Genomic DNA, 22,150 nt, shown 5'->3' with positions numbered 1-22,150 from the left:
AGCCATCCGCTGCTGGGCGCGGCGGTGGGGTTGGCGGAGCGGGACGAGTATGTGTTCACCGGGCGGCTGTCGCGGCAGGCCCACCCCTGGCTGACGGATCATGCGGTGGCGGGAACGGTGTTGGTTCCCGGGACGGGGCTGCTGGAGCTGGCCCTGCACGCCGCCGAGCAGGTCGGGAGCAGCGGGGTCACGGAGCTCGCACTCGCCGCGCCGCTCGTGCTGCCCGAGCACGGTGGCGTACAGCTTCAGTTGACAGTTGGTTCAGCCGATGAGGGCGGGCAGCGCGGCATCGATGTGCACGCCCGGCTCGACCATACGGGCGAAGACGGGCCGTGGACGCTGCATGCACGCGGGGTGCTAACCAGCGAACTTCCAGACTCTGCGCCCCGCGCCCTGACGTCCTGGCCGCCGGCCGGGGCGACAGAGGTGGATCTGATCGGTGCGTACGAGCGCCTGGCGGAGAGGGGTTATGAGTACGGACCGGCCTTCCAGGGCCTACGGCGCGCCTGGAAGAGCACGGCCGGCGGCGCGGTGTTCGCCGAGGTCGCACTTGACGATGAACTCCACGCCGAGGCAGCCCTGTTCGGTGTCCACCCAGCCATGCTGGACGCCGCCCTGCACACGCTGCTGCCGGGCGTGGTGGAGGACGATGCGCCGGCGGTCCTGCCGTTCGCCTGGTCCGGGGTCCGTGTACATGCCGTGGGGGCGTCGGTACTGCGCGTCCGTCTGGCCAGGACCGGGGCCGAGTCGGTCGCCCTGGACATCGCCGATGCGACCGGCGCTCCCGTCGCCACCGTCGAATCGCTTGCCACCCGACCCCTTGCGCAGGACGCCCTCGCGGCCGCGGCGACGACCACGCTCGACGGGCTCTTTCATGTGGAGTGGCGGCCGGTACCGGCACCGTCCGAATCGCCCTCGTATTCGGATGCCTGGGCTGTCATCGGTCCTTGCACAGACCTTGAACCGGGGCGTCATTACGCCGATCTGGACGCACTGTCGCGGGCGGTGGACGACGGTGCGGACGCGCCACCGGTGGTGATCCTGGCACTGACCGAAGACGGACCGGTGAGCGGGGACGTACCCGAGCGAGCCCACGCCGCCCTCCACCACACCCTTCAGACACTGCAGACCTGGCTGGCCGACGACCGGTTCGCCGCCACCCGCCTGACCATCGTCACCCACCACGCCATCGCCATCAGCCCGGACGAGGACGTCACCGACCTGACCCACGCCGCCATCTGGGGCCTGATCCGCACCGCCCAAACCGAACACCCCGACCGCATCCACCTCATCGACACCGACCACACCACCGCCCTACCCACCGCCCTGGCCACCGCCCTGGCCCTGGACGAGCCACAACTCGCCCTCCGCAACAACCAGTTCCTCATCCCCCGCCTGGCCCGCGCCACCCCCGACCCCACCACCACACCCCCCGACTGGAGCGAGGGCACCATCCTGATCACCGGCGGCACCGGCACCCTCGGCAGCCACCTCGCCACCCACCTCGCCACCCACCACGGCGCCCAACACCTCCTCCTCACCAGCCGCCAAGGCCCCAACACCCCCGGCGCAGCAGAACTCCAAGAAGAACTACACCAGTTGGGAACCCAGACCACCATCGTGGCCTGCGACGCAGCCAACCGCGACGCCCTGGCCGCACTCCTGGACACCATCCCCACCGAACACCCCTCACCGCCGTCATCCACACCGCCGGCACCCTCGACGACGCCCCCCTCACCACCCTCACCCCCCACCAACTCCACACCGTCCTCAAACCCAAAATCGACGCAGCCTGGAACCTCCACCAACTCACCCAACACCACCCCCACCTCAAAACCTTCATCCTCTACTCCTCCCTCGCCGGCCTCCTCGGCACCCCCGCCCAAGCCAACTACGCCGCCGCCAACACCTTCCTCGACGCCCTCGCCCACCACCGCCACACCAACAACCAACCCGCCACCTCCTCGCCTGGGGCCTCTGGCAAGACACCAGCACCCTCACCCACCACCTCACCCACACCGACCACCAACGCCTCACCCGCACCGGAATCCAACCCCTCACCACCCACCACGCCCTCACCCTCTTCGACACCACACACACCACCCCCCACACAACCCTCGCCCTCACCCCCATCAACACCACCACCCTCCGACAACAACACAACCCCACCCCCCTCCTCCGCGACCTCACCCCCACCACCCGCCGCACCACAGCCCAACAGCAAGCCGGACCGTCACTGACCCAACGCCTGGCGAACCTTCCGACCACCGAACGGGACCGCCTACTGACCGATCTCGTCCGCACCCACACCGCCGCCGTCCTCGGACACCCCGACCACACCGCCATCGCAGCCGACCGCTCCTTCCAAGAACTCGGCTTCGACTCCCTCACCGCAGTCGAGTTCCGCAACCAACTCACCACCGCCACCGGCCTGCGACTACCCACCACCCTCGTCTTCGACCACCCCAACCCCACCGCCCTCGCCACCCACCTCGCCACCCAGATCTCGGGCGCCCCCGCCGGGACGGCCTCGGCGCCCGCTGCGGTCGCCGGCGTGGACGAGCCGATCGTCATCGTCGGCATGGCCTGCCGCTATCCCGGCGGCGTCACCTCGCCCGACGACCTGTGGCGCCTGGTGGCGGAAGGCAGGGACGCGATCGGCGAGTTCCCGACCAACCGCGGCTGGGACCTGGAAAGCCTCTACCACCCCGACCCCGAACACCCCGGCACCTCATACGCCCGCCACGGCGGCTTCCTCCACGACGCCGACCAATTCGACCCGGAGTTCTTCGGCATGTCCCCGAGGGAGGCAATGGCCACCGACCCGCAGCAGCGACTGCTGCTGGAGACCGCCTGGGAAACCTTCGAGAACGCCGGAATCACCACACCGCAGCTCCGCGGCAGCCGCACCGGAGTCTTCACCGGCGTCATGTACCACGACTACGCGCCACAGACGCACACCGTCCCTCAGGAGTTGGAGGGCTTTCTGGTCGGTGGTATCGCGGGCAGTGTCGCCTCGGGTCGGCTCTCGTACGTCTTCGGGCTGGAGGGCCCGGCCATCACCATCGACACCGCCTGCTCCTCCTCCCTCGTCGCCCTCCACATGGCCGCAGGCGCCCTCCGCACCGGCGAATGCGACCTCGCCCTCGCCGGCGGAGCAACCGTCATGGCCACCCCCCAGGCATTCATCGAGTTCTCCCGCCAGCGCGGACTGGCACCCGACGGCCACTGCAAACCCTTCGCCCAGGCCGCCGACGGCGCAACCTGGTCCGAAGGCGTGGGCCTCCTCCTCGTCGAACGCCTCTCCGACGCCCGCAAGAACAACCACCGCATCCTCGCCGTACTACGCGGCTCCGCCATCAACCAGGACGGCGCCAGCAACGGACTGACCGCCCCCAACGGCCCCTCCCAAGAACGCGTCATCCGCCAGGCACTGGCCAACGCAGGACTGGTGGCCACCGATATCGACGCCGTCGAGGCCCACGGCACCGGTACGCCCCTCGGGGACCCCATCGAAGCCCAGGCACTGCTGGCCACCTACGGCCAGGACCGACCCGCCAACCAGCCCCTCTACCTCGGCTCCCTCAAATCCAACATCGGCCACACCCAAGCCGCCGCAGGCATCGCCAGCGTCATCAAAATGGTGCAGGCGATACGCCATGGCGTATTGCCCAAGACCCTCCACGTCGATGAGCCCAGCCACCACGTCGACTGGGACGCAGGCGATCTCTCCCTGCTCACCGAGGCCCTCGCCTGGCCAGAGACAGACCGACCACGCCGCGCGGGTATCTCCTCCTTCGGTATCAGCGGCACCAACGCGCACCTCATCCTCGAACAAGCACCCGCAGAGGAGACAACGGCAACAGCCACCGAGGAGCCCGCGCCCGTTCCGGTGGTGCCGTGGGTGCTGTCCGGCAAGACCGACAAGGCTGTACGGGACCAGGCCGCACGACTGCTAAGCCGGGTCGAGAACGATCCCTCGCTCGACCCCATCGATATAGCCTTCACCCTCGCCACAAAGCGAACCGCCCTGGACCACCGCGCCGCCGTCATCGGACGCAACCGCGACGAACTCATCGCGAACCTGTGCGCCCTGGCGTCGGGCGAGCCGGTCGCGGGGGTGGTGCAGGGGGTCCCAACGGACGGCAAGCTCGCCTTTGCTTTCACGGGGCAAGGCGCGCAACGGGTCGGTATGGGCATGGAGCTGTACCACACCTACCCCGCCTACGCCGAAGCCTTCGACACCGTCTGCACCGCACTGGACCCCTACCTCGACCAACCCCTCCACCACACCATCACCACCGGCCACCAACTCCACAACACCGCCTACACCCAACCCGCCCTCTTCGCCCTCGAAGTCGCCCTCCACCACCTCCTCACCACCTTCAACATCCACCCCGACATCCTCGTCGGACACTCCATCGGCGAACTCACCGCCGCCCACATCGCCGGCATCCTCACCCTCCCCGACGCCGCCCGCCTCGTCACCGCCCGAGGCCACCTCATGCAAACCCTCCCCACCGGCGGCACCATGATCGCCATCCAAGCCACCGAAAACGACCTCACCCCCCACCTCACCGGCCACGAACACCACCTAAGCATCGCCGCCATCAACGACCCCACCTCACTCGTCATATCCGGCGACCACCACACCGCCCAACACATCGCCAAAACACTCCAACAACAAGGCCACAAAACCAAACGCCTCACCGTCTCCCACGCCTTCCACTCCCCCACATGGACCCCATCCTCAACCAATTCCACGCCATCACACAGGAACTCACCTACCACACCCCCACCATCCCCATCGTCTCCACCCTCACCGGCAACCTCACCACCAACGAACTCACCAACCCCCAATACTGGGTCGACCAACTCCGCAACACCGTCCGCTACGCCGACGCCCTCCACACCCTCACCCACCACGGCACCACCACCCTCCTCGAACTCGGCCCCGACACCACCCTCACCACCCACACCCGCAACACCAACCCCACCATCAACGCCCACCCCACCCTCCGCCACAACCACCCCGAACCCCACACCCTCACCACCACCCTCACCCAACTCCACACCACCGGCACCACCCCCAACTGGCACACCCTCCTCCCCCACACCCACCACACCGACCTCCCCACCTACCCCTTCCAACACAACCGCTACTGGTTCAACCACCCTGCAACCACGGGCAATGCAACAGGACTTGGGCTCAACCCCACAGACCACCCCTTGCTCGCCGCCACGGTGGCGCTGGCCGAGCGCGACGAGTACGTGTTCACCGGGCGGCTTTCCCTACACAGCCACCCCTGGCTGCTCGATCACGCGGTCGCGGGCACACATCTGATTCCCGGAACCGTCCTGCTGGAGCTGGCCCTACACGCGGCCGAGCAGGTCGGCGCCGGACAGGTCGAGGAGCTCACCCTCACCGCGCCACTGATGCTTCCCGAACGCGGGGGCCTTCACCTGCAGTTGACAGTCGGCGCCGAGGACGAAGCGGGGCGCCGCACCTTCGATATCCACGCCCGTCCCGAGACCGAGCGCGCGGATGCCGCATGGGTGCGGCACGGCGGTGGCACGCTCACCGCCAGGTCAGCGGCACCGGCCACCGTCCACACCGACTTCGCTTCCTGGCCGCCGAGCAATGCCACCGAGCTCGATCTCACCGGCGGCTACGAGCGCCTGGCCGACCAGGGTTACGAGTACGGTCCTGCCTTCCAGGGCCTGCGCCGCGCGTGGAAGCACAGCACCGAGAACACCGTGTACGCCGAGATCGGCCTCGACGGCGAATTGCACGCAGACCTCGACCGCTTCCACCTCCACCCGGCTCTGCTGGATGCCGCCTTCCACGCCCTCCTTCCGGGCATCGCGGACGACGACGTCGAAGCAGCTCTCCCCTTCGCCTGGTCAGGCATCGAAATTCAGGCCGGCGGCGCCTCTACCCTCCGCGCCCGCCTCACTCGTACGGGAACGGAGTCCGTCTCCCTCACCATCGCCGACGGCGCCGGGGCTCCGGTCGCCACCATCGACGCCGTCACCACCCGCCCGTTGTCCCTGGACACCCTGCGGGCTGCCGCCCCTGCCGTCCGCGACGGGCTCTTTCATGTGGAGTGGCGGCCGGTACCGGCACCGTCCGAATCGCCCTCGTATTCGGATGCCTGGGCTGTCATCGGTCCTTGCACAGACCTTGAACCGGGGCGTCATTACACCGATCTGGACGCACTGTCGCGGGCGGTGGACGACGGTGCGGACGCGCCACCGGTGGTGATCCTGGCACTGACCGAAGACGGACCGGTGAGCGGGGACGCACCCGAGCGAGCCCACGCCGCCCTCCACCACACCCTTCAGACACTGCAGACCTGGCTGGCCGACGACCGGTTCGCCGCCACCCGCCTGACCATCGTCACCCACCACGCCATCGCCACCAACCCCACCGAGGACGTCACCGACCTGACCCACGCCGCCATCTGGGGCCTGATCCGCACCGCCCAAACCGAACACCCCGACCGCATCCACCTCATCGACACCGACCACACCACCGCCCTACCCACCGCCCTGGCCACCGCCCTGGCCCTGGACGAGCCACAACTCGCCCTCCGCAACAACCAGTTCCTCATCCCCCGCCTGGCCCGCACCACCCCCGACCCCACCACCACACCCCCCGACTGGAGCGAGGGCACCATCCTGATCACCGGCGGCACCGGCACCCTCGGCAGCCACCTCGCCCGCCACCTCGCCACCCACCACGGCGCCCAACACCTCCTCCTCACCAGCCGCCAAGGCCCCAACACCCCCGGCGCAGCAGAACTCCAAGAAGAACTACACCAGTTGGGAACCCAGACCACCATCGTGGCCTGCGACGCAGCCAACCGCGACGCCCTGGCCGCACTCCTGGACACCATCCCCACCGAACACCCCCTCACCGCCGTCATCCACACCGCCGGCACCCTCGACGACGCCCCCCTCACCACCCTCACCCCCCACCAACTCCACACCGTCCTCAAACCCAAAATCGACGCAGCCTGGAACCTCCACCAACTCACCCAACACCACCCCCACCTCAAAACCTTCATCCTCTACTCCTCCCTCGCCGGCCTCCTCGGCACCCCCGCCCAAGCCAACTACGCCGCCGCCAACACCTTCCTCGACGCCCTCGCCCACCACCGCCACACCAACAACCAACCCGCCACCTCCCTCGCCTGGGGCCTCTGGCAAGACACCAGCACCCTCACCCACCACCTCACCCACACCGACCACCAACGCCTCACCCGCACCGGAATCCAACCCCTCACCACCCACCACGCCCTCACCCTCTTCGACACCACACACACCACCCCCCACACAACCCTCGCCCTCACCCCCATCAACACCACCACCCTCCACACACACAGACACAACCTCCCCGTCCTCCTCCACGGACTCGCGCCATCAGCCACCCGCCGCGCGACCACCCGACAGGAAATCGGTCGGTCGGCGACGGAACGACTGGCAGGGCTGGCACCTTCGGAGCGCGACAGTGCGCTGATCAGCCTCGTACGTACCCACGCCGCCAAGGTGCTCGGCCATGCGAACCCCGACGCCATCGCCACCGAACAGGCCTTTCGTGACCTGGGCTTCGACTCCCTCACCGCAGTCGAGTTCCGCAACGAGATCTCCACCGCCACCGGCCTGCGACTACCCACCACCCTCGTCTTCGACCACCCCAACCCCACCGCCCTCGCCACCCACCTCGCCACCCAGATCTCGGGCGCCCCCGCCGGGACGGCCTCGGCGCCCGCTGCGGTCGCCGGCGTGGACGAGCCGATCGTCATCGTCGGCATGGCCTGCCGCTATCCCGGCGGCGTCACCTCGCCCGACGACCTGTGGCGCCTGGTGGCGGAAGGCAGGGACGCGATCGGCGAGTTCCCGACCAACCGCGGCTGGGACCTGGAAAGCCTCTACCACCCCGACCCCGAACACCCCGGCACCTCATACGCCCGCCACGGCGGCTTCCTCCACGACGCCGACCAATTCGACCCGGAGTTCTTCGGCATGTCCCCGAGGGAGGCAATGGCCACCGACCCGCAGCAGCGACTGCTGCTGGAGACCGCCTGGGAAACCTTCGAGAACGCCGGAATCACCACACCGCAGCTCCGCGGCAGCCGCACCGGAGTCTTCACCGGCGTCATGTACCACGACTACGCCTCTCAGGTGCACAGCTTCCCGGAGGATCTGCAAGGTCTGCTGGCAAGCGGCAACGCGGGCAGTGTCGCCTCGGGTCGGCTCTCGTACGTCTTCGGGCTGGAGGGCCCGGCCATCACCATCGACACCGCCTGCTCCTCCTCCCTCGTCGCCCTCCACATGGCCGCAGGCGCCCTCCGCACCGGCGAATGCGACCTCGCCCTCGCCGGCGGAGCAACCGTCATGGCCACCCCCCAGGCATTCATCGAGTTCTCCCGCCAGCGCGGACTGGCACCCGACGGCCACTGCAAACCCTTCGCCCAGGCCGCCGACGGCGCAACCTGGTCCGAAGGCGTGGGCCTCCTCCTCGTCGAACGCCTCTCCGACGCCCGCAAGAACAACCACCGCATCCTCGCCGTACTACGCGGCTCCGCCATCAACCAGGACGGCGCCAGCAACGGACTGACCGCCCCCAACGGCCCCTCCCAAGAACGCGTCATCCGCCAAGCCCTCACCAACGCAGGACTCACCCCCACCGACATCGACGCCATCGAAGCCCACGGCACCGGCACCACACTCGGCGACCCCATCGAAGCCCAGGCACTACAAGCCACCTACGGCCACGACCGACCCACCGACCAACCCCTCTACCTCGGCTCCCTCAAATCCAACATCGGCCACACCCAAGCCGCCGCAGGCATCGCCAGCGTCATCAAAATGATCAAGGCCATGCACCACGGCACCCTCCCCCAAACCCTCCACATCGACGAACCCACCCACCACATCGACTGGGACACCACCCCCCTCACCCTCCTCACCGAAACCACCCCTGGCCCCACACCAACCACCCACGCCGCGCCGCCATCTCCGCCTTCGGCATCAGCGGCACCAACGCACACCTCATCCTCGAACAAGCACCCGCAGAGGAGACAACGGCAACAGCCACCGAGGAGCCCGCGCCCGTTCCGGTGGTGCCGTGGGTGCTGTCCGGCAAGACCGACAAGGCTGTACGGGACCAGGCCGCACGACTGCTAAGCCGGGTCGAGAACGATCCCTCGCTCGACCCCATCGATATAGCCTTCACCCTCGCCACAAAGCGAACCGCCCTGGACCACCGCGCCGCCGTCATCGGACGCAACCGCGACGAACTCATCGCGAACCTGTGCGCCCTGGCGTCGGGCGAGCCGGTCGCGGGGGTGGTGCAGGGGGTCCCAACGGACGGCAAGCTCGCCTTTGCTTTCACGGGGCAAGGCGCGCAACGGGTCGGTATGGGCATGGAGCTGTACCACACCTACCCCGCCTACGCCGAAGCCTTCGACACCGTCTGCACCGCACTGGACCCCTACCTCGACCAACCCCTCCACCACACCATCACCACCGGCCACCAACTCCACAACACCGCCTACACCCAACCCGCCCTCTTCGCCCTCGAAGTCGCCCTCCACCACCTCCTCACCACCTTCAACATCCACCCCGACATCCTCGTCGGACACTCCATCGGCGAACTCACCGCCGCCCACATCGCCGGCATCCTCACCCTCCCCGACGCCGCCCGCCTCGTCACCGCCCGAGGCCACCTCATGCAAACCCTCCCCACCGGCGGCACCATGATCGCCATCCAAGCCACCGAAAACGACCTCACCCCCCACCTCACCGGCCACGAACACCACCTAAGCATCGCCGCCATCAACGACCCCACCTCACTCGTCATATCCGGCGACCACCACACCGCCCAACACATCGCCAAAACACTCCAACAACAAGGCCACAAAACCAAACGCCTCACCGTCTCCCACGCCTTCCACTCCCCCCACATGGACCCCATCCTCAACCAATTCCACGCCATCACACAGGAACTCACCTACCACACCCCCACCATCCCCATCGTCTCCACCCTCACCGGCAACCTCACCACCAACGAACTCACCAACCCCCAATACTGGGTCGACCAACTCCGCAACACCGTCCGCTACGCCGACGCCCTCCACACCCTCACCCACCACGGCACCACCACCCTCCTCGAACTCGGCCCCGACACCACCCTCACCACCCACACCCGCAACACCAACCCCACCATCAACGCCCACCCCACCCTCCGCCACAACCACCCCGAACCCCACACCCTCACCACCACCCTCACCCAACTCCACACCACCGGCACCACCCCCAACTGGCACACCCTCCTCCCCCACACCCACCACACCGACCTCCCCACCTACCCCTTCCAACACAACCGCTACTGGCTGGAAGCCGGACAGCAAACAACCGATGCCGCCGCCATAGGACTCACCGACACCGGCCACCCCCTCCTCGGCACCGCCATCACCCTCGCCGAAACCAACGAAACCCTCTTCACCACCCGCCTCTCCCTCACCACCCACCCCTGGCTCACCCACCACACCCTGAGCAACACCACCACCCTCACCCCAGCAACCCTCACCGAACTCGCCATCCGCGCCGGCGACCACCACGGCGCCACCACCCTCGACCACCTCACCCTCCACACCCCCCTCACCCTCCCCCCACACCAAGCCATCCAACTCCAAGTCCGCATCACCACCCCCGACCACACCAACCACCACAACCTCACCATCCACACCCGACCCGACAACAACGACACACCCTGGACCTGCCACGCACACGCCCGACTCCTCACTGAGGAGTGCGGTGACTTCGACGTCGACGCCTGGATCGCAGCATCGACGCCGAGCGGTGACGGGAGCGGCGCGGTCATCGAGGCGGAGGTGCCCGTGGAGGACCTCGCCGAGTCACTTCAGGACGTGTCCCGGTTTGGGATTCATCCGGCCTTGCTGGACGCCGCCCTCCTCAACCACCCCTTCCTCCCCCGCGAAGGCACCCTCCTCCTCCCCACCGAATGGCACGGCGTACGCCTCCACGCCACCGGCGCCACCACCGCACACATCCGGCTGACCCGCACCGGCGACAACACCGCCACCGCCCTCCTCACCGACCAAACCGGACAACCCCTCCTCACCATCGACAACCTCACCTACCACGAAATCCCACACGAGCAACTGGTCCCCGCGGCCGGATGCGGTGGCGGCATGCAGCTCCCTGGTCCTCGGGGTCCGGTCCGCCGCACCGCAGCCACGACCGGCTCGGCAGCCGGAGCCATCGCCTCGCTCGCCGACCGCCTGTCCGGGCTGTCCCCGCAGGAGCAAGAGCAGTTGACCCTGCATCTGATCCGTACTGAGGTGGCATCCGTTCTGGGGTACCGGGACAGCGCCGCGATCGATCCGGACCGGGCCTTTCAGGAGCTGGGCTTCGACTCGCTCCTGGCGGTCGAGCTGCGTAACCGGCTCAATGCGATGGCCGGTGTGCCGCTGCCCGCAACGGTGATCTTCGAGCATCCGACCCCCGCCGCACTCGCTGGTGCGCTGCTGGCGCGTGTGGTCCCCGAGAGTTCGGCAAGGCCGCCGCTGATCGCTGGACTGGAGCAGCTGGAGGCGTCCTTGACGGATCTGACCGCTGGTTCGTGGGACGAGCTGGGTCTTGACCACAGTGCGATCAGCGTGCGTCTGCAAACCCTGCTGGCGAAGGTACGAGAGGCAGCTGACGCGGCGGATGGGCCGGCGCGGGCCACCGGTGCGGCCGGTGCGGCCGGTGCGATCGAATCGGCCACGGCGGAGGAGATCTTTGCTCTGATCGACTCCGAGCTCGGCCCGCCGCAGTGATCACCACGGCGCCCGCCCGTGCATTCATTCCGACCGCCTAGGAAGGCCGAGGCTTCGCATGTCCCACACCACGTCCGAGACCGCGTCCAACGCCGAGTCCACCAACGAAGAGAGCACCAACGAAGAGAAGCTGCTTGCCTACCTCAAGCGGGTCACCGCCGACCTGCAGAAGACTCGACAGCGGGTAGCGGAGCTGGAGTCCGGCAGCGAGGCACCGATCGCGATCGTGGGGATGGCCTGCCGCTATCCAGGCGGTGTGTCCTCGCCCGATGAGCTGTGGCAGATGGTTCTGCACGGCACCGACGGCATCGAGCCGATTCCCACCGACCGCGGCTGGGATATCGAGCGGATCTACGACCCGGACCCCGACAAGCCTGGTACCGCCTACACCCGCGAAGGCGGGTTCGTCAGCGGTGCGACGCACTTCGATGCCGCGTTCTTCGGTATCTCGCCGCGCGAGGCGCTGGCCATGGACCCGCAGCACCGGCTTCTTCTGGAGGCTGCCTGGGAGACCTTCGAGAACGCCGGTATCGACCCGGCATCCTTGAAGGGCAGCCGGACCGGTGTGTTCACCGGGCTGGTGGAACAGAGCTATCTCGGCCTCAACGGTCCCGAGGAGCTGGAGGGCTATCTCATGACGAGCAAGCTCAGCAGCGTCGCCTCGGGCCGGGTGTCGTACTTCTTCGGGTTCGAAGGCCCCGCGGTCTCCCTGGACACGGCGTGCTCGTCCTCGCTGGTCTCACTGCACCTTGCCGTCCAGTCGCTGCGCCGGGGTGAATCGGACCTCGCCCTGGCCGGCGGCGTCTCGGTGTGGGGGTCGCAGGGTGGCATGGTCGACTTCTCGCGGCAGCGCGGGCTGGCGCCCGACGGACGCTGCAAGTCCTTCGCCGCGGCGGCAGACGGCACCAGTTGGTCCGAGGGGGTGGGCCTGCTTCTGGTCGAGCGGCTCGCGGATGCGCGTAAGAACGGCCATCAGGTGCTGGCCGTCGTGCGGGGCACGGCGGTCAATCAGGATGGTGCATCCAACGGCCTGACGGCGCCCAGCGGCCCATCCCAGGAACGCGTCATCCGCGAGGCGCTGGCCGGCGCGCGTCTCACGTCGGCCGACGTGGACGCCGTCGAGGCCCACGGCACGGGAACGCGGCTTGGCGACCCGATCGAGGCGCGGGCGCTGTTGGCCACCTACGGCCAGGGCCGACCCGCCGACCGACCGCTGTATCTGGGGTCGTTCAAGTCGAACATCGGCCACTCCGTCGCCGCTGCTGGTGTCGGAGGTGTGATCAAGATGGTCCAGGCCATACGGCACGGGGTACTGCCCAAGACCCTCCATGTCGATGAGCCAACGCCCTTTGTGGACTGGGAGGCAGGGGCGGTCGCGTTGCTGACCGACGCAAGGCCCTGGCCGGATACCGGGCGGGCACGGCGCGCGGGGGTCTCGTCGTTCGGAGTGAGCGGCACCAACGCGCATGTGATCCTTGAGGAGGCGCCGGCCGCGGACACCGAGCCGGCCGCCGGCGAACCGGTAGCGCCGCACACCCTGCCGTGGGTGCTGTCCGCCAAGTCCGCCACGGCACTGCGGAACCAGGCGGGACGTCTGTTGCGTCGGGTCGAGTCCGATCCCGCACTCGACTCCGTCGATATGGCATTCACCCTGGCCGGACGCTCGGCTCTCGATCATCGCGCAGTCGTGATAGGCCGCGACCGGGAAGAACTCACCGCAGGTCTGCGGGCGCTGGCCAACGACACACCAGCCCCCAACCTCGTCGCGTCCGCCACGGGCACCGGCAGCCGAGCCGGGCAGCGGGTGGTCTTCGTCTTCCCCGGACAGGGCTCCCAGTGGACCGGCATGGCCACCGAACTCCTCGACACCACACCCCTCTTCGCACAACACCTGGAGGAATGCGCAGACGCCCTGGCCGAGTTCACCGACTGGGAGGGCTGGAGCCTTCAGGACGTGTTGCGGCAGACACCCGGAGCCCCGGATCTGGACCGCGTCGACGTCGTCCAGCCCGCCCTCTTCGCCGTGATGGTCTCCCTAACGCGCCTGTGGCAGGCACACGGCATCACACCGGCCGCCGTCATCGGCGCCTCACAGGGCGAGATCGCCGCCGCCCACATCGCCGGCGCACTCACACTGCGCGACGCCGCCCGCATCGTCACCCGCCGAGCCCAGATCCTGCGCACCCTCACCGGGCGCGGCGGCATGGCCTCCCTGACGCTGCCCGCCGACCGGACCGCCGACCTCATCGCGTCCTGGGGCCAACAGCTGTCCATCGCCGCCCATAACGGCCCCACCACCACTGTCGTCTCCGGCGATGCCCGAGCACTCGACGAGTTCCTCGCCCACTGCGCCACGCATCACGTCCACGCTCGCCGCATCCCCGTCGACTACGCCTCCCATTCTGCTCAAGTCGAGGACCTGCGCGCAGAACTGGCACAGGCGCTCTCGGGCATCGTCCCCCTGGCCGCCCACATCCCGTTCTACTCGACGGTGAGCGCCGCACCGGCTGACGGCACCGCCCTCGATCCCGTCTACTGGTACGACAACCTTCGCCACCCCGTTCGGTTCCAGGAAACCGTCGCCGCGCTCCTCGCCGACGGCGACGCACTCTTCGTCGAAGTCTCCCCCCACCCCGTCATGACCGTCGGCATCGAGCAGACCGCCGAAGCCCACAACGCTCCCCGCACGCAAGCCCTGCCCACCCTCCGCCGCAACGAAGGCGGCCCCCACCACTACCTCGCCTCCGTCGCGCGCGCCTGGACCCATGACGCCTCCGTCAACTGGGCCGCGCTCTTCGAGAACACCGGCGCCCACCGCGTAGATCTCCCCACCTACGCCTTCCAACACAACCGCTACTGGCTGGAAGCCGGACAGCAAACAACCGATGCCGCCGCCATAGGACTCACCGACACCGGCCACCCCCTCCTCGGCACCGCCATCACCCTCGCCGAAACCAACGAAACCCTCTTCACCACCCGCCTCTCCCTCACCACCCACCCCTGGCTCACCCACCACACCCTGAGCAACACCACCACCCTCACCCCAGCAACCCTCACCGAACTCGCCATCCGCGCCGGCGACCACCACGGCGCCACCACCCTCGACCACCTCACCCTCCACACCCCCCTCACCCTCCCCCCACACCAAGCCATCCAACTCCAAGTCCGCATCACCACCCCCGACCACACCAACCACCACAACCTCACCATCCACACCCGACCCGACAACAACGACACACCCTGGACCTGCCACGCACACGCCCGACTCTCCTTTTCCGTTCCCGGGGTTGTGCCCGCGCTCGGCCAGTGGCCGCCACAGGGGGCCGAGGACACCGACCTCGAACGGACCGTGTGGCAGCAGGGAGACGATCTCTTCTCCGAGGTCCGGCTGAGCGAGAAACAGATCGGCCGCTCCGGTGACTTCGGGATTCATCCGGCCTTGCTGGACGCCGCCCTCCTCAACCACCCCTTCCTCCCCCGCGAAGGCACCCTCCTCCTCCCCACCGAATGGCACGGCGTACGCCTCCACGCCACCGGCGCCACCACCGCACACATCCGACTGACCCGCACCGGCCACAACACCGCCACCGCCCTCCTCACCGACCAAACCGGACAACCCCTCCTCACCATCGACAACCTCACCTACCACGAAATCCCACACGAGCAACTGGCCGGGGGGTGGGAAGCCACACCGGACGCGCTCTTCCAGCTCGACTGGACGCCGGTGGCCGTGCCGCGGCCGGCCGAGGCGGCGGCGTGGGGCGTGCTGGGAGCAGACGTACCGGGTCTGTTCGGAGCGGCGGAGCGCTTCGCGGATGTGCCGGCGGTGGCCCGTGCCGTGGAGTCCGGCGCTCGACTGGCAGCTGTAGTTGTTCCGTTCGCCGACACGGACGAGGTCGTTGACGCTGATGTGGACGACATGGCGGCCGCTGCCCACCGCACCACCCGGCGCGCGCTCGCTCTCGTCCAGGCCTGGCTGGCCGACGAACGTCTCGTCGACACCCCGTTGATCGTCCTCACCCAAGGAGCCGTGAGTACCTCCGACGGCGCCGAAGACCTGGCCCCAGCCCGAGCCGCCCTGTGGGGCCTGCTGCGCTCGGCGCAGTCGGAGCACCCCGGCCGGCTCACCCTCGCCGACCTCGACTCCGCCACGCCGCACCCGCTGGAAGCTCTCCAAGCCCTCCTGATCTGCGGCGAACCCCAGGCAGCCATCCGCGAGGGCCGCCTCTTCCTCCCTCGCCTCCAGCGGGTCCAGACGGCCCGGGCCGCCCGCCGTCCCGCTCCCTGGAACCCGGAGGGGACGACTCTGATCACCGGTGGTACCGGTACGCTCGGTGCTCTCTTCGCGCGCCATCTGATTGCCGAACACGGCATCAAACGGCTGCTGCTCACCAGCCGCCGCGGTCTCAAGGCCGAAGGTGCCGACCAACTCGTCGCGGAACTGTCCGGATTGGGGGCTGAGGTCACCGTTGTCGCGGCCGACGCCGCCGACCGGGCCGCGCTCCGGGCTGCCCTGGACGTCATTCCGGACGAGCACCCGCTCACCGGTGTCGTCCACACCGCCGGTGTTCTGGACGACGGCCTGTTCAACGCCCTCACTCCCGAGCGCCTCGAAGCCGTGCTGCGCCCGAAGGTCGACGGGGCCTGGAACCTCCACGACCTCACCCGCGACCAGCAGCACCTCACAGCGTTCGTCCTCTTCTCCTCCATCGCGGGCACCATCGGCGGCCCGGGCCAGTCCAACTACGCCGCTGCCAATGTCTTCATGGACGCCCTGGCCCAGCACCGCCGGGCCAACGGCCTGTCCGCCACCTCCGTCGCCTGGGGACTGTGGGAACAGATCTCGGGAATGACCGGGCAACTGGACGAGACCGATCTCAAGCGCATGGCCCGCGCCGGGTTCAAACCGGTCGGGATCCAGGACGGCCCGGCCATGCTCGACAGCGCGCTTCAGCTGGACCGGGCAGCCGTGGTGGCCAACCCGCTGGACATCGCGGCCATGCGACGTCAGCCGGGAAAGCCGCTCACCGTGCTGGGTGCCCTGGTGCGTACACCGTTCCGTGGCAAGGCGCGCAACACCGGCACCGGTGGGGGCACGCTCGCCGAGCAGTTGGCCGTGCTGGCCCCGGAAGACCGGCTCGCGTTCCTGGTCCGCCGGCTGCTCGCGGAGGTCGCCGAGGTGCTTGGCCACACCGACGCCGGGCGCATCGACGCCGAGCAATCCTTCACCGCTCTCGGGTTCGACTCCCTCACCTCGGTCGAGCTGCGCAACCGCATCAACGAGTTCGCCGCAACCAAGCTGCGGGCCACGGTGGTCTTCGACTACCCCACCCCGGCCGCGCTGGCCCATTTCCTGCTGACCCAGGTGGTGGCTGAGCAGGAGACCGCTGATTCCCGTACGCAGACGGATCATGCCGCCGCGCCGGCGGTGGACTTCGCCGCGGACATCCGTCTCGACGCCGACATCCAGCCCGCCCCCGAGGTCGCGCACACCGTCCACGAACCGCAGGAGATCCTGCTCACCGGCGCGACCGGCTTCCTCGGGGCGTTCATGCTGCGTGACCTGATGCGTACCACCCGAGGACGCGTCCACTGCCTGGTACGGGCCGAGGACGGGGCCCGGGCATGGGAGCGACTGCGTGCCAATCTGGAGTGGTACCGCGTCTGGGACGAGGTGAATCCCGAGCGGATCACGGTGCACTCAGGCGACCTGACGCAGAATCACCTTGGGCTGGACGAAGTCGATTTCGACGAGTTGGCACGCCGTGTCGACGTCGTCTACCACTGCGGGGCCGCCGTGCACTGGCTGCGCCCCTACTCGGATCTCAAGGCGGCCAACGTCCTGGGCACACAGGAGATTCTGCGGTTGGCCGCCCGGCACCGCACCGTCCCGGTCCACCACGTGTCCACCGCCGGGGTCTTCGCCGGCGGCGGAGACGGTCACGCACCGCTGCGCACCGACGCCCCGACGGGCCCCGGCGAGGCACTGCCCAGTGGGTATGTGCAGAGCAAGTGGGTGGCGGAGCAGGTCATCGAGCTGGCCAGGGATCGCGGCCTGCCGGTGTCTGTCTACCGGGTCCATGTGATCTCCGGCGACCAGATCAACGGTGCCTGCCAGACACAGGACTTCGTCTGGCTGAGCCTTAAGGGCATGGTGCAGGCGGGCGCCGTTCCCGCGACCGGTGGTGGGCGGTTCCACCTGCTCCCGGTCGACTACACCAGCGCGGCCATCATCGGCCTTTCCCGGCAGGAAGAGAGCGCGGGCCGGACGTTCCATCTGTTCAACCAGAACGCACTGAGCCTGGCCACCTGTGTTGAATATCTCCGCTCGCTCGGCTACCCCTTGGCCGAGAAGGAATTGGGAGAGTGGAGCGCATGCATACGCGGTGACCACGACAACGCGGTGACCCCACTGCTCGACGCCTTCGAGTACATGGTCACGGAAACGGATTCCTTCTACCCGCCCATCGACACCAGCGAGACCGATGCCGCCTTGCTGGACAGCGGTATCCAGTGCCCGCCGGTGACTGAAGAACTCTTCGCGAAATACATAGAGTTCTTTGTGGCCGCCGGACATTTTCCGCCCGCGGGAGGGCGCGTCGGGCGCTGACCACGTCAGCGAAGGAGAGTCTTTACCGCAGGCCGCGTCCCGGTCTAGTCTCTCGTCATCTCCTTTCAGGATCCCAGCGCCGCGTGGGGGCCGGTGAATTCGGCGGCAGTTCTCAGCGGTTTCGCTGCCCTGAGAACGCCGACCGGACCGGAACGGGAGCATACGCCGTGCGATTCAACCTTCTTGGCCCGTTCGAAATCAGGACCGATGACGGGAGAACGTATGCGCCCAAGGCACCGAAGATCTCTCAGCTGCTGGCCCTGTTGGCGCTCAGGCCCCGCGAGGCGGTAGCGGTGGATGTACTGGCCCGAGAGCTGTGGGGCCAGAGCCCTCCGGGCAGCGCGCTGCGAACGCTGCAGACGCACGTCTACCACGCGCGCAAGATGCTGGCCGGGGAGCGAGTCACCGAACCGGGCCGGGACCTGCTGCTCACCGAGGCGCCCGGCTACCGGCTCCAGGTGGACGACACCGAAGTGGATGCCTTGACGATGGAAGGGCTGGTCCAGCGGGCGCAGCGGGAGTTCGCGGCCAGGGCGTGGGAGCGAGCGGCCGACCTGGTGGAGCGGGCACTGGAGTTGTGGCGCGGCCCGACGCTGAGCAACGTCCCGGTCGGCGGTGTGCTGCTGGGCCGGCTCGGGTGGTTGGAGGAACTGCGGATCCGTGTACTGGAGCTGCGGATCGATATCGCCGGTCAGCTCGGCCGGCATAAGGAGCACCTGCCGGAGCTGCGGACGCTGGTGGCCGACTATCCGCTTCACGAGTGGTTCCACGGCCAGCTGATCACGGCGCTGTACCGTTCGGGCCGCCGTATCGAGGCGCTGCAGGCGTATCAGAATCTCCATGCCATCCTCCAGCGCGAGTTGGGCGTTGAGCCCCCGGCCCATCTCCAACGACTGCGGGCCGACATTCTGGACCGGGCCGGCAGCGATCCGGCTCTGCTGTGGGACCGGTCCGGCGGTGCCCCCGCCCGCCCGGAGAGGTGCCGACTGATGACGTCGACGACGACCGGCACAGGCGGGTGACGCCCGCAGTCGGACGGCGCACAGCGACGTGGCCGGCACCGGATTGCGGTGTCGGCCAGGCTGGTTGGCGAACGTCGCTCTTGTCTCAGTGGGCAGCCAAGCCGTCCAGCTGCGGAAGGATGTGGTCCAGGCGCTCCCGTTTGGTGCGCAGATAGCGGAGGTTCTCCTTGTGCGGGGTCGCCAGCAGTGGGACCCGTTCGGCGATTGTGATGCCGTTTCCCTCCAGCGCTTCCTGCTTTCGCGGGTTGTTCGACATCAGGCGGACGGAGCGCACGTTGAGGTCGTGGAGAACCTCGGCGGCCACGCTGAAATCGCGAGCGTCCACAGGGAGCCCGAGTGCCAGATTCGCCTCGACGGTATCGAGGCCCTCGGACTGTAGTTTCATCGCCTTGAGCTTGGCCAGCAGGCCGATGCCGCGCCCTTCGTGGCCCCGGATGTAGAGAAGGATTCCGCGCCCTTCGGCGACAATGGCCTGAAGCGCGGCGGAAAGCTGATCGCCGCATTCACAGTGCCGGGAAGCGAAGGCGTCTCCGGTAAGGCATTCCGAATGGACCCGGGTCAGCATCGCATGCTCTTGGATTTCGCCGTGGACCAGGGCTATCTGCTCCTGCCCGGTGCTGCGGTCCAGATAGCCGACGGCGACGAATTCGCCGTACTCGGTGGGCATCCGGACATCCACCACCCGCTCGATCCCGGATATCCGCGAAACACCGTTTAATGCGAGAGCTTGGTCTGCCATGCGCTTGATCGTACCCGCGCGGTTGATCATTCGCCCGTTCCGCCCAGGCGGAGCCGGGGCAAGCCGAGTTGGGAACGGCTGGATTGCCACAACCATATGGTGTCGCGCCCGAACGACCACACCAGCAGGGCCAGGGACAGACCAACCACGGCTGCCCCAAACGGATTCGGCAGGAGTGTGGAAGCGGCGAGGACGAGGGCGATCCCCTGGGCAGCAGCCACGGCCTTACGGGCGAAACTCGGCGGCAGCGGCGCCTGCATCCACGGCAGAGTCAGCTCCAAGGCGGCGAAGGCGTACCGCATCGCGCCGATGGCCAACACCCACACGCCGTAGAAGGTGGAGACGAAGACACTGAGCACGAGGATGAGCAGCGCATCGATCTCCATGTCGAAACGCGCTCCCACAGCCGAGGCCGTCTCGGTCCGCCGGGCGACCTTGCCGTCGACCGCGTCGAGGACCAAGGCGGGTACCGACAGGGCCACGAGAGCGAGGGGTGCCGAGTGCGGACCGGAGTCGGCCACCAGCGCCAGTACGCCGCCGATGAGCGTGGCCCGCGCCACGGTCACGCGGTCGGCCGGCCCCAAGGAAAGTGCCCCGGACCTGCGCAGGGCGCGTATGAGGACCGCCCAGACGGTGACGGCCGCGGCCGTTCCGGCCAGCCATCCCACCGCGCCCAGGCCGACGGTGGACCCCAGCAGCGCCAGGAGGGCGAGCTGGGCGGCCGTTCCGGTGAGCGCCTGCCGGATCAACGCGTCCGGGCGGCGGCCGTCTTGCGTGATCAACATGTCTCCTGTCGGAGTGTGGCGGAGTTCGAAGGAGCTGCTTACGGTACTTGTCGCCATGGCGATACGACGTGTCGTGAGTTGTCGGCCCATTGTTGTTCTGGAGGATGCCGATGGAGTGCGCAGTCCGCGCCTACTGGCTCCGTTCCCCCGGTCTCGGCGAGATCCGCCCGGGGTCCGTACCCGCGCCCGATGAGGGAAATGTACTGGTCCGTACGCTGTATTCGGGCATCAGCCGAGGAACCGAAACCCTGGTCTTCGACGGCAGGGTTCCCGCGAGCCAGCGGGCTTCGATGCGGGCACCTTTTCAGGAGGGGGAGTTTCCCGGGCCCGTGAAATACGGCTATCTCAATGTGGGGGTGGTCGAAGAGGGCTGTGGAGAAGACGCCTTGGCGCTGCTGGGGCGTACGGTCTTCTGTCTCTATCCGCACCAGACCCGGTATGTGGTCCCGGCGAGTGCGGTGACACCTGTGCCGGATGGCGTGCCGCCTCAGCGGGCCGTGCTCGCCGGGACGGTGGAGACCGCGGTGAACGCGCTGTGGGACGCGGCACCGCTGGTCGGTGACCGGATCGCGGTGGTCGGCGCGGGGATGGTCGGCTGCTGCGTGGCTGCCCTGCTCGGCCGTTTCCCGGGCGTGCGGCTGCAGTTGGTCGATGCCGATCCCACACGGGCCGCCGTCGCCCGGGCGCTCGGAGTGGACTTCGCGCTTCCCGAAGGGGCCAACGGGGAGTGCGACCTGGTCGTGCACGCCAGCGCGTCCGAGGCCGGGCTCGTCCGCTGCCTTGAACTGCTCGCCCCGGAAGGCGAGGTCATCGAGCTGAGCTGGTATGGAGACCGCCGGGTCAGTGTGCCGCTGGGCGCGGCCTTCCACTCCCGCCGACTGGTGCTGCGCAGCAGCCAGGTGGGTGCGGTTCCGGCTGGCCGGCGGGTCCGCCGCGGCTTCACGGACCGGATGTCACTGGCCCTGCACCTGCTGAGCGACCCTGTGTTCGACGCCCTGTTCACTGGTGAATCCGACTTCGAGGAGCTTCCCCGTGTAATGCCCCGCATCGCCAACGGCGAGATCTCTGCCCTGTGTCATCGCATCACCTACGGCCGCACCTGTGACGAACAGACGGCTGCGGTCCCTGGCTCCGGAGAGTGA

Annotated in this window: 6 protein-coding genes and 4 pseudogenes; 8 read left to right on the top strand and 2 right to left on the bottom strand. The window is 68.4% G+C overall.

Features of this window, described 5'->3' with window-relative positions; all coding sequences use genetic code 11:
• Nucleotides 1-24 precede the first annotated feature (24 nt).
• The 7 genes and pseudogenes from MOV08_RS44385 to MOV08_RS43620 all read left to right on the top strand — a co-directional run bounded on the left by MOV08_RS44385 (nt 25) and on the right by MOV08_RS43620 (nt 19,484).
• Nucleotides 25-2,240: pseudogene (locus MOV08_RS44385) on the top strand (type I polyketide synthase).
• A 53-nt stretch (nt 2,241-2,293) separates the two neighbouring features.
• Nucleotides 2,294-5,344, top strand: a pseudogene (locus MOV08_RS43640) (type I polyketide synthase); the annotation flags it as partial.
• Nucleotides 5,245-7,155 (top strand): annotated as a pseudogene (locus MOV08_RS44380) (type I polyketide synthase); the annotation flags it as partial. The pseudogenes MOV08_RS43640 and MOV08_RS44380, both read left to right, overlap by 100 nt.
• A 351-nt stretch (nt 7,156-7,506) precedes the next feature.
• Nucleotides 7,507-10,721: pseudogene (locus MOV08_RS44375) on the top strand (type I polyketide synthase); the annotation flags it as partial.
• Nucleotides 10,710-11,852 carry a phosphopantetheine-binding protein gene (locus tag MOV08_RS44435; RefSeq protein WP_476718413.1) on the top strand — a complete coding sequence of 381 codons (1,143 nt, stop codon included), beginning with the start codon at nt 10,710-10,712 and terminating at the stop codon, nt 11,850-11,852. The pseudogene MOV08_RS44375 and the gene MOV08_RS44435, both read left to right, overlap by 12 nt.
• 58 nt (nt 11,853-11,910) lie before the next feature.
• Complete coding sequence (locus MOV08_RS43625) at nt 11,911-18,462, top strand: type I polyketide synthase (protein WP_275311652.1); 6,552 nt, start codon at nt 11,911-11,913, stop codon at nt 18,460-18,462.
• Nucleotides 18,463-18,629: 167 nt separating this feature from the next.
• Nucleotides 18,630-19,484, top strand: coding sequence for an AfsR/SARP family transcriptional regulator (locus MOV08_RS43620; RefSeq protein WP_275311651.1), 855 nt, complete (start codon nt 18,630-18,632; stop codon nt 19,482-19,484).
• A gap of 85 nt (nt 19,485-19,569) precedes the next feature.
• Here the strand turns inward: MOV08_RS43620 and ribA are convergent, their stop codons facing one another.
• On the bottom strand, nt 19,570-20,223 hold the full coding sequence (ribA, locus tag MOV08_RS43615; RefSeq protein ID WP_039639787.1) for a GTP cyclohydrolase II: 654 nt from the start codon (nt 20,221-20,223) through the stop codon (nt 19,570-19,572).
• A 26-nt stretch (nt 20,224-20,249) separates the two neighbouring features.
• Nucleotides 20,250-21,008 carry a CDP-alcohol phosphatidyltransferase family protein gene (locus MOV08_RS43610; protein ID WP_275305689.1) on the bottom strand — a complete coding sequence of 253 codons (759 nt, stop codon included), beginning with the start codon at nt 21,006-21,008 and terminating at the stop codon, nt 20,250-20,252.
• Between the two features lie 110 nt (nt 21,009-21,118).
• Between MOV08_RS43610 and MOV08_RS43605 the strand changes: the two genes are divergently transcribed.
• On the top strand, nt 21,119-22,150 hold the full coding sequence (locus MOV08_RS43605) for a zinc-dependent alcohol dehydrogenase (protein ID WP_275311650.1): 1,032 nt from the start codon (nt 21,119-21,121) through the stop codon (nt 22,148-22,150).

Origin of the sequence: Streptomyces yunnanensis (assembly GCF_029011865.1) — a bacterium.
GTDB lineage: Bacteria > Actinomycetota > Actinomycetes > Streptomycetales > Streptomycetaceae > Streptomyces > Streptomyces yunnanensis.
Note: the sequence above shows the minus strand (reverse complement) of the source record. Positions and strands in the feature narration are given on the sequence as shown.

Excerpts from the sequence above, each read along its gene's own strand:
- MOV08_RS43625 (WP_275311652.1), top strand. The coding sequence starts at position 11,911 with ATGTCCCACACCACGTCCGAGACCGCGTCCAACGCCGAGTCCACCAAC.
- ribA (WP_039639787.1), bottom strand. The coding sequence starts at position 20,223 with ATGGCAGACCAAGCTCTCGCATTAAACGGTGTTTCGCGGATATCCGGG.
- MOV08_RS43605 (WP_275311650.1), top strand. The coding sequence starts at position 21,119 with ATGGAGTGCGCAGTCCGCGCCTACTGGCTCCGTTCCCCCGGTCTCGGC.
- MOV08_RS43610 (WP_275305689.1), bottom strand. The coding sequence starts at position 21,008 with ATGTTGATCACGCAAGACGGCCGCCGCCCGGACGCGTTGATCCGGCAG.